Genomic DNA, 13,716 nt, shown 5'->3' with positions numbered 1-13,716 from the left:
CACCTCAAAATGACGGGAAAGGCTTGGATTGAACGGGTTCAGCAAAGGGTTTCCTCCTGTTGAACGCCGGCAGCGGACCACCGTTTTAACTTGAACAAGCGTTCAAGTTAAACATGGATGGGGTCCTTAATGCGACCCGATGCCGCAATCCAAGCCCTGCCTGGGCTACTTCTGCGTGCCGTCATCGTGCTGCAGATTGGCCTGAGTCAGGTTGCTACCCGCAGCTACACTGCGGGTCAGCCAGACGTTGCCGCCGATGGTCGAGCCCTTGCCAATGGTGATTCGTCCCAGAATAGTTGCACCGGCATAAATCACCACGTCGTCCTCGACGATCGGGTGGCGTGGATGGCCCTTTTGCAACTGACCGTCCTCGTCTGCCGGGAAGCGTTTGGCCCCCAGGGTTACCGCCTGGTAGATACGCACCCGCTCACCAATGATCGCGGTTTCACCGATCACCACACCCGTGCCGTGATCGATGAAGAAGCTTTGGCCGATTTGCGCGCCGGGGTGAATGTCGATGCCGGTGGCCGAGTGCGCCAGTTCCGAACTGATGCGCGCCAGCAGCGGTAAGCCGGAGCGGTACAGGTGATGAGCCAGACGGTGATGGATAACCGCCAGGATGCCTGGATAGCACAGCAACACTTCATCGACGCTTCGCGCTGCCGGATCCCCATGGAACGCGGCCAGTACATCGGTATCGAGGATGCTGCGCAAGCCCGGTAGCGCCGCAGCAAAGTCCTGGATCAGGCTCAATGCCTTGGCGTCGACATCAGCGGTGTTGCACTTGCCATGGCGGGCGACATAGCGCAGCTCCAGACGGGCCTGGGCAAGCAAGGCAGTCAAGGCTGAGTCGAGGGTATGCCCGACATAGAAATCTTCACTTTCCTCACGCAGGTCCACCGGACCAAGACGCATGGGAAACAGTGCGCCGCACAGTTGCTCGAGAATGTGCCGCATGGCTTCTCGCGACGGCAGCTCGCGCCCACCTTGTTCACCACTGCTGCGACCATTGTCGCTGCGCCATTTGGCTCGGGCGCTACGCAAGCCGGCAACGATGCCATGCAACTGCCAATGCCCTGTCTGCGCGTTTTCGCTCACGGTTACATCTCCTGCCGCGGCGGCGAGAATGGAATGAAAGGCCGCCAGATAGACGCTCACTCTACGACAATTGGCGTCGAGAGAAAAAATACCCTTTATTCCAAAACGCAATAAAGCTGGCATAAGGCCGGGAGTTGCTTGCGGGCACAGGCCTGCCTATAGTCGTTTTTTCCCTTGCAGATGTATTGCCATGATCGACGGACAGCTTTCCCGCTTCAATCGTCTGGACCTGCTTGGCGCGCCAACCGCGCTGGAAAAGCTGCACCGCCTCTCGACCTGGCTGGGCCGTGATATTTACGTCAAACGCGATGACTGCACCCCCCTGGCCCTGGGTGGCAATAAACTGCGAAAACTCGAATACCTGGCGGCGGATGCCTTGAGCAAAGGCGCCGACACCCTGGTCACGGCTGGCGCAATCCAGTCCAACCATGTGCGTCAAACCGCAGCGCTGGCTGCACGCCTGGGCCTGGCATGTGTCGCATTGCTGGAAAACCCTATCGGCACTGACTCGGCAAACTATCAGGGCAACGGCAACCGCCTGTTGCTGGAGCTGTTCGACGCCAAGGTCGAGCTTGTGGATAACCTCGATAACGCCGACGAACAACTGCAAGCTTTGTCAGTACGCTTGCACGCCAGTGGCCGCAAACCCTACATCGTCCCTATTGGTGGCTCCAACGCCCTTGGCGCCCTCGGTTATGTCCGCGCAGGCCTGGAGCTTGCCGAACAGATCCACCAAAGCGGGCAGACATTCGCAGGTGTAGTGCTTGCCTCCGGCAGCGCCGGCACCCACAGCGGGCTAGGCCTGGCGTTGGCAGAAGCGTTGCCACACTTGCCGGTGATTGGTGTCACCGTGTCGCGCAGTGACGAGGCGCAGCGGCCCAAGGTCCAGGGGCTGGCCGAACGCACCGCAGAACTCCTGGGTGTGCGCCTGCCTGAAGCCTTCAAAGTTGAGCTGTGGGATGAGTATTTTGCTCCACGCTATGGCGAACCGAATGCCGGCACCCTCGCCGCCATTCGCCTGCTGGCGAGCCAGGAAGGTTTGTTGCTGGACCCGGTCTACACCGGCAAAGCCATGGCGGGCTTGCTCGACGGTATTGCCCGCCAGCGATTCGACGACGGCCCACTGATTTTCCTGCATACCGGCGGGGCCCCGGCATTATTCGCCTACCCTGAGGTCTGGAATAGCTGAATAGCATATTCAAAAAAAGAATAACAAAATTGATTTATATTATTTTTAAACCTATTAGCGTCACCCTATAGTCGCCTTCCACACCACAATAACGTTGGGGCTTCGTCATGACAGTAATCGGTAAACAGATTCTCAATGCGGGCGTTGCCCTGCTGCTGGGCGCCAGTCTGCTCGGTCAGGCCGTTGCCGGCGAGCAGTTGAAGACGATCAAGGACAAGGGCACGATCAGCGTCGGCCTGGAGGGCACCTATCCGCCGTTCAGTTTCGTCGATGCCGATGGCAAGCTGGCCGGTTTCGAAGTGGAGCTGTCGGAGGCGCTGGCCAAGGAGCTGGGCGTCAAAGCCAAGCTGCAACCGACCAAATGGGACGGCATTCTCGCAGCCCTTGAGTCCAAGCGCCTTGATGTGGTGATCAATCAGGTGACCATCTCTGACGAGCGCAAAAAGAAGTACGACTTCTCTCAGCCTTATACCGTTTCCGGTATTCAGGCGCTGGTCCTGACCAAGAAAAAGGATGAGCTCAATATCAAGACTGCCGCAGACCTTGCCGGCAAGAAAGTCGGGGTAGGCCTGGGGACAAACTATGAGCAGTGGCTCAAAGAGAACGTCCCACAGGCGGTGATCAAGACCTACGACGACGACCCAACCAAATTCCAGGACCTGCGTGTCGGCCGCATCGACGCGACCTTGATCGACCGCCTGGCCGCCCTCGAATATGCCAAGAAGGCCAAGGACACCAGCATTACCGGAGACGCCTTCTCGCGCCTGGAGTCGGGCGTCACCCTGCGCAAGGGCGAGCCAGAACTGCTCGACGCCATCAACAAGGCACTGGACAAACTGCGCGCCGACGGCACGCTGAGCAAACTGTCCGAGAAGTACTTTGGCGCCGACGTGACTAAATGATCGAAGAAAGCCTGCAGCTTGCGCTGGACAGCGCGCCCTTTCTACTCAAGGGCGCGTACTACACCGTCATCCTCAGCCTTGGCGGGATGTTCTTCGGTCTGTTGCTGGGTTTCGGCCTGGCGCTGATGCGCCTGTCATCTCTCAAGCTGCTGAGCTGGACAGCGCGGGTCTATGTGTCGTTCTTTCGCGGCACACCGCTGCTGGTCCAGTTGTTCATGATCTATTACGGCCTGCCGCAATTGGGGCTGGAACTGGACCCGCTGCCAGCAGCGCTGATCGGCTTCTCGCTGAACATGGCCGCCTACGCTTGTGAGATTCTACGCGCCGCTATCGGCTCGATCGATCGAGGCCAATGGGAGGCTGCGGCCAGTATCGGCATGACCCGCGGTCAGGCCATGCGCCGGGCAATTCTGCCGCAGGCAGCCCGCACCGCCTTGCCGCCCCTGGGCAACAGCTTTATTTCATTGGTCAAGGACACTGCCCTGGCCGCCACTATTCAGGTGCCAGAGCTGTTCCGCCAGGCGCAGTTGATCACGGCACGGACCTTTGAAATTTTCACCATGTACCTTGCCGCCGCCCTCATCTACTGGGTACTGGCCAGCATTCTTGCGCACTTCCAGAACCGCCTGGAAGCGCGAGTCAACCGGCACGACCAGGAGTCCTGAGGCATGATCGTGGTAGAGCGACTGAGCAAGCAGTTCAACGGCCAGACAGTTCTGAAGGAGATCAGCCTGAAGGTCGAGGCCGGTGAGGTTATTGCCATCATTGGCCCCAGTGGCTCGGGCAAGACCACCTTCCTGCGTTGCCTGAATTTGTTGGAAACACCCAACAGCGGCCTGATCCAGGTGGGTGATGTGACGATCGATGCCAACCGCCCCCTCAAGCAGCAGCAAGGGCTGATCCGCAAGCTGCGCCAGCAAGTCGGGTTCGTGTTCCAGAACTTCAACCTGTTTCCCCATCGCACAGCCCTGGAAAACGTCATCGAAGGTCCGCTGGTGGTCAAACAGACGCCTCGCGAACAAGCGGTGGCCCTGGGCATGAAACTGTTGGCCAAGGTCGGCCTGGCAGGCAAGGAGGCTTCCTATCCGCGCAAGCTTTCCGGTGGCCAGCAGCAACGGGTAGCGATTGCCCGTGCGCTGGCGATGGAGCCTGAGGTGATTCTCTTCGACGAGCCAACCTCGGCACTTGACCCTGAGTTGGTCGGAGAGGTGCTGGCGACCATCCGCAGCCTGGCCGAGGAAAAGCGCACCATGATTATCGTCACTCACGAAATGAGCTTTGCCCGCGATGTCGCCAATCGAGTGATTTTTTTCGACAAGGGTGTGATTGTCGAACAGGGCGAGGCGCGGGCGCTGTTCGCCCATCCCCGGGAAGAACGTACCCGGCAGTTTCTGGGCAAGTTTCTCGGTACGCAAAACACCGGGTACTGAATTCCCCGCCAGATTCACAGCTTGCGCTGCGCCTGCAAACCCACTGCAGGCGTAGGCTTGATCCGAAGTTTGCCGCGGCCTGGCAAGAAGGCAGCATTCAGGCTTGATCCTTCCCGCTCGCTGACTAATAACCGCCAATCCCGCAGCTATTCATGCCAAGGATGCGCGTTATGCCCAACGTCAGCCAAGCAAGCGAATTACCCCCTCCGTCCCTCCCCGGCATCCACGCTGGCGGTATCGGGCGCCATAGCGCCGCCCGATTACAGGCGCGCATAGTCATTGAGCCGCCGATGCAAGCCGGTGATCTATTGGCCATCTTCTGGGGGCCACGATTTGTCAGTGCCCACACCCTGCGCATCGATGAAGTGCCGGGCTTGATCGATATACCCATACCTGGCCATCTATTGCACAACGGCATACACCGCCTGCACTACCGCTTGCTGACACCGGGTCACCGTCCAATACGTTCGCCCGAGTTACAGGTGTTCGCCAAACTCGACTGCCCAGGAGGCAACAGCGACCACGCGCAGCTTCAGCCATTGCAATTGGCCGCACGGGTGCGCCGTCACGGCCTTTTTCTCGATGCCCTGAACCACGACCTGCCTTGCACATTGGCGCCTTATTCGAACATGGCCAGTGGCGACCACATTACCCTGTGCTGGGGCGATCTGCGTCTGGACTTGCCGCCGTTGCATGCGCATCAAGTAGGCAAACCGATCCAGGCGAACATTCCGTTGGCGTTGATTCAGGAATGGGGACCAGACCCGCACCTGCAACTGAGTTACTGCATTCTGGATCGCGTCGGCAACCGCTCTAGATGGGCTTGTGCCAGGCAATTACAGGTGTTCGCCGAGCGACTACCGGGTACTTCTATTCATATTCCAAAATGATAGTTTATTTAATTTTTATACAGCTTTAGGGTATATGCACCGGACCACCGGACCAGCGCATTCAGTCGGCGCGCATTGCGCCGACCTCTTCAATACGTGAGGTAAGGTATGGTCGGGAACACAATCACCCCAGTGCGTAACGCCAGGGCATTGAGTACAGCCAAGGAGCGGTACTGATGTCCAATCTGGCAGATACAAACGTCCAAAGCGATCTTGATAGCGCCCCGCGGCTGTTGCCAGCCACCGTGCTGAGCACCGACGCACAAGCCTTGCAGGCCGCGCACGAGCTGGCCGAAACAGCGCGCAGTCAGGCAGCACGACGCGATCAACAACGCAAACTGCCCTGGGCAGAAATTGAACAGTTCACCCGCAGTGGCCTGGGCAGCATTTCCATTCCCCATGCCTACGGCGGTGCGCAGGTGTCTTTTGTCACCCTTGCCGAGGTGTTTCGCATCATCAGCGCAGCCGATCCGGCGCTGGGACAGATTCCGCAGAATCAGTTCGGCATCCTTCAGTTGCTCCAAGGCACCGCCAGCGAACGGCAAAAGACGTTGCTGTTCAAGTCGGTGCTCGACGGCTGGCGCATCGGCAATGCCGGCCCCGAGCGCGGCAGCAAGCACACCTTGGAGCTCAAGGCGCGGATTACCCGCGAGGGCGATCATTATCTGCTCAGCGGACAGAAGTTCTATTCCACTGGCGCACTGTTCGCCCACTGGGTGGCAGTCAAGGCGCTGAACGATGAAGGCCGCCAGGTGATGGCTTTTGTTCGTCGCGGCACCCCAGGGCTACGGATCGTCGACGACTGGTCCGGTTTTGGCCAACGCACGACGGCCAGCGGCACCGTGCTGCTGGACCGGGTTCAGGTAGACCCTGAACTGGTGATCGACAATTGGCGGCAGAACGAGGTGCCTAACATTCAAGGCGCCGTTTCTCAACTGATCCAGGCCGCCATCGACGCCGGTATCGCCCAGGAAGCCGTCGCCGACGCCATCAGCTTCGTGCGCGAACGCTCGCGACCTTGGATCGATGCCAAGGTCGAGCGCGCCAGCGAAGATCTCTATGTAATCGCCGACATCGGACGCCTGCAACTTGAGTTGCACGCTGCCCTGGCCTTGCTGAGCAAGGCGGCGCGCACCCTCGATGAAGTCAGCGCAGCGCCGATCGATGCAGCCTCGGCTGCGCGCGCCTCGATTGCGGTGGCCGAAGCCAAAGTGCTGACCACCGAGATTGCCCTGCTGGCCAGCGAGAAGCTCTTCGAGCTTGCCGGTAGCCGCGCCACCCTCGCCGAGTTCAACCTCGACCGGCATTGGCGTAACGCCCGGGTCCACACCCTCCACGATCCAGTGCGCTGGAAATACCACGCCGTTGGCGCCTACCACCTCAACGGTACGTTGCCTGCCCGGCATTCCTGGATTTAACCAGACCACTGGAGCTTTATATGAGCCTTCTGCCGCAACCGCACGAAAACGTCGCGGTCATCCACACTGACGCCCAGGCTTTACACATTGCCGAGGAAGTTGCCGTTCAACTGCGTCGCGACAGCGCCCTGCGTGACCGTGAACGGCGCCTGCCACACCCGGAGCTGGCACTCTTTTCCCACTCTGGGCTATGGGCAATCAGCGTTCCCAAAGCTTTTGGCGGCGCGGGTGTTTCGAACGTCACCCTGGCCAAGGTCATTGCCCGCATCGCCCAGGCCGACGGATCGCTTGGACAAATTCCACAAAACCATTTCTATGCCCTAGAGGTGCTGCGCGTAAATGGCAGCCTCGCGCAACAGCAGCGCCTGTACGCCGAAGTACTGGCCGGCCAACGCTTTGGCAATGCCCTGGCCGAACTGGGCACCAAGACCGCTCATGATCGGACCACGGCATTGAGCCGCGACGGCGACGCCTACCGCATAAACGGGCGCAAGTTCTACGCCACCGGTGCGCTCTATGCCCAGCGCATTCCCACCTCGGTAGTGGATGAAAACGGCGTGCAACATCTGGTATTCGTCCCAGCCGAGAGTGAAGGACTGCAAGTGATCGACGACTGGAGCGGTTTTGGTCAACGCACCACCGGCAGCGGCTCGGTACTGTTCGAGAATGTCCGGGTCGATGCCCAGGATGTGCTGCCCTTCCAGAGTGCCTTTGAACGACCTACGCCTGTCGGCCCGCTGGCGCAGATTCTCCATGCGGCGATCGACACCGGCATCGCCCGCGCCGCCTATGAAGATGCCCTGCAGTTCGTGCGCACCCGCAGCCGCCCCTGGATCGACTCAGGCAGTGATCAGGCCAGTGAAGATCCATTGACGTTGAAGTCCTTCGGTCATCTGGCGATCCGCTTGCACGCAGCCGAGGCGTTGCTTGAGCGTGCCGGCGAGTTTCTCGATCAGGCCCAGGCCGACCCGAATGCCAGCACCGTAGCCGCGGCGTCCATCGCCGTTGCCGAGGCCCGGGCGATCAGCACCGAGATATCCCTGGCAGCTGGCAGCACTCTGTTCGAACTGGCCGGAAGCCAGGCGACCCTCGCCGAACACGGCCTCGATCGCCACTGGCGCAATGCTCGCGTGCACACCCTGCATGACCCGGTGCGCTGGAAGTACCACGCCATCGGCAACTACTACCTCAACGATGAGAACCCACCGCTGCGGGGGACCATCTGATGACCCGGAAAAAGATCCTGCTCAATGCCTTCAACATGAACTGCATCGGGCACATCAACCACGGTTTGTGGACTCACCCGCGAGACACCTCCACCCAGTACAAGACCCTCGAGTACTGGACCGAGCTTGCCCAGTTACTTGAGCGCGGACTGTTCGACGGGTTGTTCATCGCCGATATCGTCGGCGTCTACGACGTCTACCAGGACAGCGTCGAGGTGCCGCTCAAAGAGTCGATCCAGTTGCCGGTCAACGACCCGCTGCTGCTGGTTTCGGCGATGGCCGCGGTAACCCGGCACCTGGGCTTCGGCCTGACCGCCAACCTCACTTACGAGCCGCCCTACCTGTTCGCCCGCAAGCTCTCGACCCTCGACCACTTGAGTCGCGGCCGCGTCGGCTGGAACATCGTCACCGGTTATCTGGACAGCGCAGCTAGGGCCATGGGCCTTGAGCAGCAAACTGAACACGACCGCCGCTACGATCAGGCCGACGAGTATATGCAGGTGCTGTACAAGCTGCTGGAAGGTAGCTGGGAAGACGGTGCGGTGATCAACGATCGCCAGCAACGGGTCTACGCCCGCCCGCACAAGGTCCACAAGGTCAACCATCAGGGAGAGTTCTACCGGGTCGACGGCTACCACCTGTGCGAGCCTTCGCCGCAGCGCACGCCGGTGCTGTTCCAGGCGGGAAGCTCCGAGCGTGGCCTGGGCTTTGCCGGTAACCATGCCGAATGCGTGTTCATCAGCGGCCAGACCAAGGAAGGCACACGCGCCCAGGTCGACAAGGTGCGTGCCAGTGCTGTGGCCGCCGGCCGTGATCCAGAGGCGATCAAGGTGTTCATGGGCCTTACCGTGATTGTTGCCCGCAGTGAAGAACAAGCCTGGGCCAAACATGCCGAGTACCTGCACTACGCTAGCGCCGAAGCTGGGGTCGCACACTTTGCCAGCTCGACCGGAATCGACTTTTCACAATACGAGCTGGACGAGCCTATCCAGTACGTCAAAAGCAACGCTATTCAGTCGGCCACCAAAGCCTTGCAGAACAACGATTGGACCCGCCGCAAACTGCTTGACCAGCATGCCCTGGGCGGGCGCTACGTCACCATTGTCGGCTCACCGACTCAGGTTGCCGACGCGCTGGAAAGCTGGATTGCCGATACCGGCCTGGATGGCTTCAACCTGACCCGCACGGTAACCCCGGAAAGCTACATCGATTTCATCGACCTGGTGATACCCGAGCTGCAACGCCGAGGTTCCTACAAGACTGCCTACGAACCCGGCAGCCTGCGCGAAAAACTCTTCGCCAGTGACCACTCCCTGCTGCCCGCCGACCACCCCGGCGCCAGCTATCGCCACACCGCCCAGACAGGAGCGCACCAGCATGCTTAAGACCTTCTTTGCCCGCCCCGTGGCGGCCCTGGCCCTGGCCCTTGGTCTAATTGGCAGCAGCCATGCCGCTGAGGCGCTGAAAGTGGGCACCACTGCAGCCTTTGCCATCCCGCTGGAAGCCGCCGTCAGCGAAGCGAAAAAACAGGGCCTTAGTGTCGAACTGATCGAGTTCAGCGATTGGATAGCTCCAAATGTAAGCCTGGCCAGCGGCGATATCGACGTGAACTACTTCCAGCACATCCCCTTCCTGGAAAACGCCAAGGCTGCCGCCGGTTTTGATCTGGTGCCCTATGCACCGGGCATCATCAACAACGTCGGCTTGTATTCGAAAAAGTACAAAAGCTTCGATGAACTGCCACAAGGCGCCAGCGTCGCGATCGCCAACGACCCGATCAACAGCGGTCGCGGTCTGCAACTGTTGGCCAAGGCCGGACTGATAAGCCTCAAGCCGGGGGTTGGCTACAAGGCTAGCGAAGAGGACATCATCGCCAACCCCAAGCAGTTGAAGATTCTCCAGGTCGAGGCGGTGCAGTTGGTACGTGCCTATGACGATGCTGACCTGGTCCAGGGCTATCCGGCCTACATTCGCCTGGCCAACACCTTCGATGCCGCCTCGGCGTTGTTGTTCGATGGCCTGGACCACAAGGAGTATGTGATTCAGTTCGTCATCCGTCCGCAGACCAAAGATGACCCACGCCTGGCCAAGTTCATCGACATTTACCAGCACTCGGCTGCGGTACGTGCCGCCCTGGAGAAGGCCCACGGCAAGCTCTACCAACCCGGTTGGGAGAGCTGAAATGAGTGCTGCTACCGCCCTCGAGGTGCCCAAGGAGCACGCTTTCGCACCACTGCATCAGGCTGAACAACGAGCACTGCATCCTGAGTCGAGCAATGCCCATGTGCGCTTTATCGGCTTGAGCAAGACCTATCCGGGACAAGGCGCACCAGCACTGGAAGCCATCGATCTGAACATTCAGCGCGGTGAGATTTTTGGCATCATCGGGCGTAGCGGCGCTGGTAAGTCGTCGTTGATCCGCACCATCAATCGTCTCGAACAACCCAGCAGCGGCCGCGTGCTGATCGACCAGGTGGACATCGGCGTGTTCGATGAAGACCGTCTGGTACGCCTGCGCCGACGCATCGGCATGATCTTTCAACACTTCAATTTGATGTCGGCGAAAACCGTTTGGCAGAACGTCGAACTGCCGCTCAAGGTCGCTGGCGTGCCCAAGGTCCAGCGCCAACGCAAGGTAGCCGAGTTGCTGGCGTTGGTAGGCCTCGAACACAAGCACCATGCCTACCCGGCACAACTGTCGGGGGGGCAGAAGCAACGCGTCGGTATCGCCCGGGCGTTGGTACACGACCCGGATATTCTTCTCTGCGATGAAGCGACCTCAGCCCTCGACCCGGAAACCACTGCCTCCATTCTCGAGCTTCTGCGCGACATCAACCAACGCCTGGGCCTGACCGTGGTGCTGATTACTCACGAGATGGCAGTCATCCGCGATGTCTGCCATCGAGTAGTGGTGCTAGAGCGCGGGCGTATCGTTGAGCAAGGTGCCGTATGGCAAGTGTTCGGCGACCCACGGCATGAGGTCAGCAAAACCTTGCTGGCACCGTTGCAAACCGCTTTACCACCCGACCTGCAGGCCCGTCTGCAAGCGCAGCCGGGCAGTGCCGAGGCAGGCTTGGTATTGAACCTCAAGATTGCTGGAACGCAACGCCAGGCACCGGAGTTATCCACATTGTTTGCCAGCCTCGGCGGGCGGATCAGCCTGCTGCAGGGAGGCATCGAGCCGATCCAGGGGCGTGCGCTGGGGCAGTTGGTGCTGTCGGTAGCGGATTCACCGCACAGCCACGCGCAGATCATCGAACGCGCCCGCCAATGGGCCACTCAAGTAGAGGTACTGGGTTATGTGGACTGATCGCCTGCTTCAGGGCGTACTCGATACCCTGTTGATGGTCGGGGTGTCATCATTGATTGCCTTGCTTGCCGGGATTCCCTTGGCGGTGATTCTGGTTACCAGTGGCAAGGGCGGGATCTTCGAAGCCCCCACCTTGAACCGGGTACTGGGCGCCTTCGTTAACCTGTTCCGCTCGATTCCGTTCCTGATCCTGATGGTCGCGCTGATTCCCTTCACTCGCCTGATCGTCGGTACCACTTATGGCGTGTGGGCCGCGGTAGTGCCGCTGACCATTGCCGCTACGCCGTTCTTTGCCCGAATCGCCGAAGTCAGCTTGCGTGAAGTTGACCACGGCCTGATCGAAGCGGCGCAAGCCATGGGTTGCCGACGCTGGCATATCGTCTGGCACGTATTATTGCCCGAAGCCCTGCCGGGCATCGTCGGCGGCTTCACCATCACCCTGGTGACCATGATCAATTCCTCGGCCATGGCCGGCGCCATCGGTGCAGGCGGCTTGGGCGACATTGCCTATCGCTATGGCTACCAGCGTTTCGACAGCCAGATCATGCTCACCGTGATTGTCATGCTGGTGGTGCTGGTGGCATTGATACAGCTTGGCGGGGACCGCTTGGCCAAAGGCCTGAACAAGCGCTAGGCGACGACGATAGCTGCGTGAGCCAGCATCACAGGCTTACGCACACCCTTCATATTCCAAAAACGACTAAGCAAATTACTTTTTGATATAAATTCGTTCGTTTTCATGCTGTTAGCATTTCTGTTCGCAATCGCACACAGAGGCGATTCCCCGCGTTATCCCCTGGAGCTTCAATGAATCTGCCGCTGTCTCTCAATCTGCTGGCGTTCCTGGCATTGCTGCTAGGCCTGGCGCAAACCCGTCATGGCAACTGGAGCCTGGCCAAGAAGGTATTGGTCGGCCTGGTTCTGGGCGTGCTGTTCGGTGCTGCCCTGCATACCATTTATGGCGCTGGCAATCCGGTACTCAAGGCCACCATCAGTTGGCTCGATTTAGTAGGCAACGGCTACGTGCAGTTACTGCAAATGATCGTCATGCCGCTGATCTTCGCTTCGATCCTCAGCGCTGTGGCGCGGCTGCACAATGCTTCTTCACTGGGCAAAATCAGCTTCCTGACCATCGGCACTCTGCTGTTCACCACGGCCATCGCCGCGCTGATCGGTATCGGGCTGACCAATTTGTTCGGGCTGACCGCCGACGGTCTAGTGGCAGGCACCGCCGAAACCGCACGCATGCAGGCTATCCAGAGCGATTACGTGGGCAAGGTCGCAGACCTGAATATCCCGCAACTGCTGCTGTCGTTCATCCCCAGCAACCCGGTGGGCGACCTGGCGCGCGCCAAGCCGACGTCGATCATCAGCGTAGTGATCTTTGCCGTGTTCCTTGGCATGGCCGCCCTGCAATTGCTCAAGGATGATGCCGAAAAAGGAAATCGCGCCCTGGTCGCTATCGACACCCTGCAAGCCTGGACCATGCGTCTGGTGCGCCTGGTGATGAAGCTCACCCCGTATGGCGTGTTGGCCCTGATGACCAAGGTGGTTGCCAGCTCGAACCTTGACGACATCCTCAAGCTCGGCAGCTTTGTGGTGGTTTCGTACATCGGCCTGGGGCTGATGTTTGTGGTGCATGGCGTGTTGCTGGCGATCAGCGGCGTCAATCCACTGCGCTTCTTCCGCAAAGTCTGGCCGGTGCTGACCTTCGCTTTCACCAGCCGCTCCAGTGCTGCCAGCATCCCGCTGAGCATCGAAGCGCAAACCCTGCGCCTGGGCATTCCACAGTCGATCGCAAGCTTTGCCGCTTCGTTCGGCGCGACCATTGGCCAGAACGGCTGCGCCGGTTTGTACCCGGCAATGCTGGCGGTGATGGTGGCTCCAGCAGTTGGTATCAACCCGCTCGACCCACTGTGGATCGCAACGCTGGTGGCAATCGTCACCCTGAGTTCGGCCGGTGTTGCCGGCGTCGGTGGCGGTGCGACCTTTGCCGCGCTGATCGTGCTGCCGGCCATGGGCTTGCCGGTAGAACTGGTGGCGTTGCTGATCTCGGTCGAGCCGCTGATCGACATGGGGCGTACGGCATTGAACGTGAACGGTTCGATGACCGCAGGGGCGATTACCAGCCAGATGCTCAAGCAAACAGATCGCCAGGTGCTGGGCACCGACGAACATGCCGAACTGAGCCACAGCTAACGCCAGAGCGGCTTGGCCCGCGATAGGCCGGCAGGTTATTTGCCGCCTTGTCGC

13 protein-coding genes are annotated in these 13,716 nt (G+C 59.9%); 12 read left to right on the top strand and 1 reads right to left on the bottom strand.

The genetic code is table 11. The features are described from left to right. Positions 1-165: 165 nt before the first annotated feature. Positions 166-1,098, bottom strand: a complete 933-nt coding sequence (gene epsC, locus V0R60_RS08860) for a serine O-acetyltransferase EpsC (RefSeq protein WP_136474026.1) — start codon at positions 1,096-1,098, stop codon at positions 166-168. Between the two features lie 190 nt (positions 1,099-1,288). Between epsC and V0R60_RS08855 the strand changes: the two genes are divergently transcribed. The 12 genes from V0R60_RS08855 (at position 1,289) to V0R60_RS08800 (ending at position 13,662) form a co-directional block, all read left to right on the top strand. Continuing rightward, on the top strand, positions 1,289-2,287 hold the full coding sequence (locus tag V0R60_RS08855) for a D-cysteine desulfhydrase (protein WP_330079171.1): 999 nt from the start codon (positions 1,289-1,291) through the stop codon (positions 2,285-2,287). A 107-nt stretch (positions 2,288-2,394) separates the two neighbouring features. Continuing rightward, a complete protein-coding gene (gene tcyJ / locus V0R60_RS08850; protein WP_136474024.1) occupies positions 2,395-3,189 on the top strand; it encodes a cystine ABC transporter substrate-binding protein in 795 nt (264 codons plus the stop codon). After that, the gene (gene tcyL / locus V0R60_RS08845) at positions 3,189-3,854 is read left to right on the top strand and encodes a cystine ABC transporter permease (protein WP_168198502.1); all 666 of its coding nucleotides are present in this window, start codon (positions 3,189-3,191) and stop codon (positions 3,852-3,854) included. Before tcyJ ends, tcyL begins: the two co-directional genes overlap by 1 nt. A gap of 3 nt (positions 3,855-3,857) precedes the next feature. Next, the gene (gene tcyN / locus V0R60_RS08840) at positions 3,858-4,619 is read left to right on the top strand and encodes an L-cystine ABC transporter ATP-binding protein TcyN (protein WP_136474022.1); all 762 of its coding nucleotides are present in this window, start codon (positions 3,858-3,860) and stop codon (positions 4,617-4,619) included. Between the two features lie 170 nt (positions 4,620-4,789). Then, positions 4,790-5,509, top strand: coding sequence for a hypothetical protein (locus tag V0R60_RS08835; protein ID WP_136474021.1), 720 nt, complete (start codon positions 4,790-4,792; stop codon positions 5,507-5,509). Between the two features lie 176 nt (positions 5,510-5,685). After that, positions 5,686-6,927 carry an SfnB family sulfur acquisition oxidoreductase gene (locus V0R60_RS08830; RefSeq protein ID WP_330079170.1) on the top strand — a complete coding sequence of 414 codons (1,242 nt, stop codon included), beginning with the start codon at positions 5,686-5,688 and terminating at the stop codon, positions 6,925-6,927. Positions 6,928-6,947: 20 nt separating this feature from the next. Then, positions 6,948-8,153 (top strand): SfnB family sulfur acquisition oxidoreductase, encoded by a 1,206-nt coding sequence (locus V0R60_RS08825; protein WP_330079169.1) that lies wholly within the window; start codon positions 6,948-6,950, stop codon positions 8,151-8,153. Further along, on the top strand, positions 8,153-9,538 hold the full coding sequence (locus V0R60_RS08820; RefSeq protein ID WP_136474018.1) for an LLM class flavin-dependent oxidoreductase: 1,386 nt from the start codon (positions 8,153-8,155) through the stop codon (positions 9,536-9,538). The genes V0R60_RS08825 and V0R60_RS08820 overlap by 1 nt, the downstream gene beginning before the upstream one ends. Continuing rightward, positions 9,531-10,334, top strand: coding sequence for a MetQ/NlpA family ABC transporter substrate-binding protein (locus tag V0R60_RS08815; RefSeq protein WP_330079168.1), 804 nt, complete (start codon positions 9,531-9,533; stop codon positions 10,332-10,334). The genes V0R60_RS08820 and V0R60_RS08815 overlap by 8 nt, the downstream gene beginning before the upstream one ends. Before the next feature lies 1 nt (position 10,335). Beyond that, entirely contained in the window at positions 10,336-11,463 is a 1,128-nt protein-coding gene (locus V0R60_RS08810; protein ID WP_330079167.1) for a methionine ABC transporter ATP-binding protein, read from the top strand. Beyond that, positions 11,453-12,097 (top strand): methionine ABC transporter permease, encoded by a 645-nt coding sequence (locus tag V0R60_RS08805; protein ID WP_136474015.1) that lies wholly within the window; start codon positions 11,453-11,455, stop codon positions 12,095-12,097. The genes V0R60_RS08810 and V0R60_RS08805 overlap by 11 nt, the downstream gene beginning before the upstream one ends. A gap of 173 nt (positions 12,098-12,270) precedes the next feature. Continuing rightward, complete coding sequence (locus V0R60_RS08800) at positions 12,271-13,662, top strand: L-cystine transporter (RefSeq protein ID WP_330079166.1); 1,392 nt, start codon at positions 12,271-12,273, stop codon at positions 13,660-13,662. The last annotated feature ends 54 nt before the right edge of the window (positions 13,663-13,716 follow it).

The organism is Pseudomonas auratipiscis, from assembly GCF_036324085.1.
In the GTDB taxonomy this organism is placed as follows: domain Bacteria; phylum Pseudomonadota; class Gammaproteobacteria; order Pseudomonadales; family Pseudomonadaceae; genus Aquipseudomonas; species Aquipseudomonas auratipiscis.
The sequence above is the reverse complement of the archived record's forward strand: the minus strand, read 5'-3'. Positions and strand labels throughout refer to the sequence as shown.

What these genes read in the sequence shown, in the direction of transcription:
- tcyN (WP_136474022.1), top strand. Translation starts at nt 3,858, where the DNA reads ATGATCGTGGTAGAGCGACTGAGCAAGCAGTTCAACGGCCAGACAGTT.
- V0R60_RS08820 (WP_136474018.1), top strand. Translation starts at nt 8,153, where the DNA reads ATGACCCGGAAAAAGATCCTGCTCAATGCCTTCAACATGAACTGCATC.
- V0R60_RS08855 (WP_330079171.1), top strand. Translation starts at nt 1,289, where the DNA reads ATGATCGACGGACAGCTTTCCCGCTTCAATCGTCTGGACCTGCTTGGC.
- tcyJ (WP_136474024.1), top strand. Translation starts at nt 2,395, where the DNA reads ATGACAGTAATCGGTAAACAGATTCTCAATGCGGGCGTTGCCCTGCTG.
- V0R60_RS08835 (WP_136474021.1), top strand. Translation starts at nt 4,790, where the DNA reads ATGCCCAACGTCAGCCAAGCAAGCGAATTACCCCCTCCGTCCCTCCCC.
- V0R60_RS08810 (WP_330079167.1), top strand. Translation starts at nt 10,336, where the DNA reads ATGAGTGCTGCTACCGCCCTCGAGGTGCCCAAGGAGCACGCTTTCGCA.
- V0R60_RS08800 (WP_330079166.1), top strand. Translation starts at nt 12,271, where the DNA reads ATGAATCTGCCGCTGTCTCTCAATCTGCTGGCGTTCCTGGCATTGCTG.
- V0R60_RS08825 (WP_330079169.1), top strand. Translation starts at nt 6,948, where the DNA reads ATGAGCCTTCTGCCGCAACCGCACGAAAACGTCGCGGTCATCCACACT.
- V0R60_RS08830 (WP_330079170.1), top strand. Translation starts at nt 5,686, where the DNA reads ATGTCCAATCTGGCAGATACAAACGTCCAAAGCGATCTTGATAGCGCC.
- V0R60_RS08815 (WP_330079168.1), top strand. Translation starts at nt 9,531, where the DNA reads ATGCTTAAGACCTTCTTTGCCCGCCCCGTGGCGGCCCTGGCCCTGGCC.
- V0R60_RS08805 (WP_136474015.1), top strand. Translation starts at nt 11,453, where the DNA reads ATGTGGACTGATCGCCTGCTTCAGGGCGTACTCGATACCCTGTTGATG.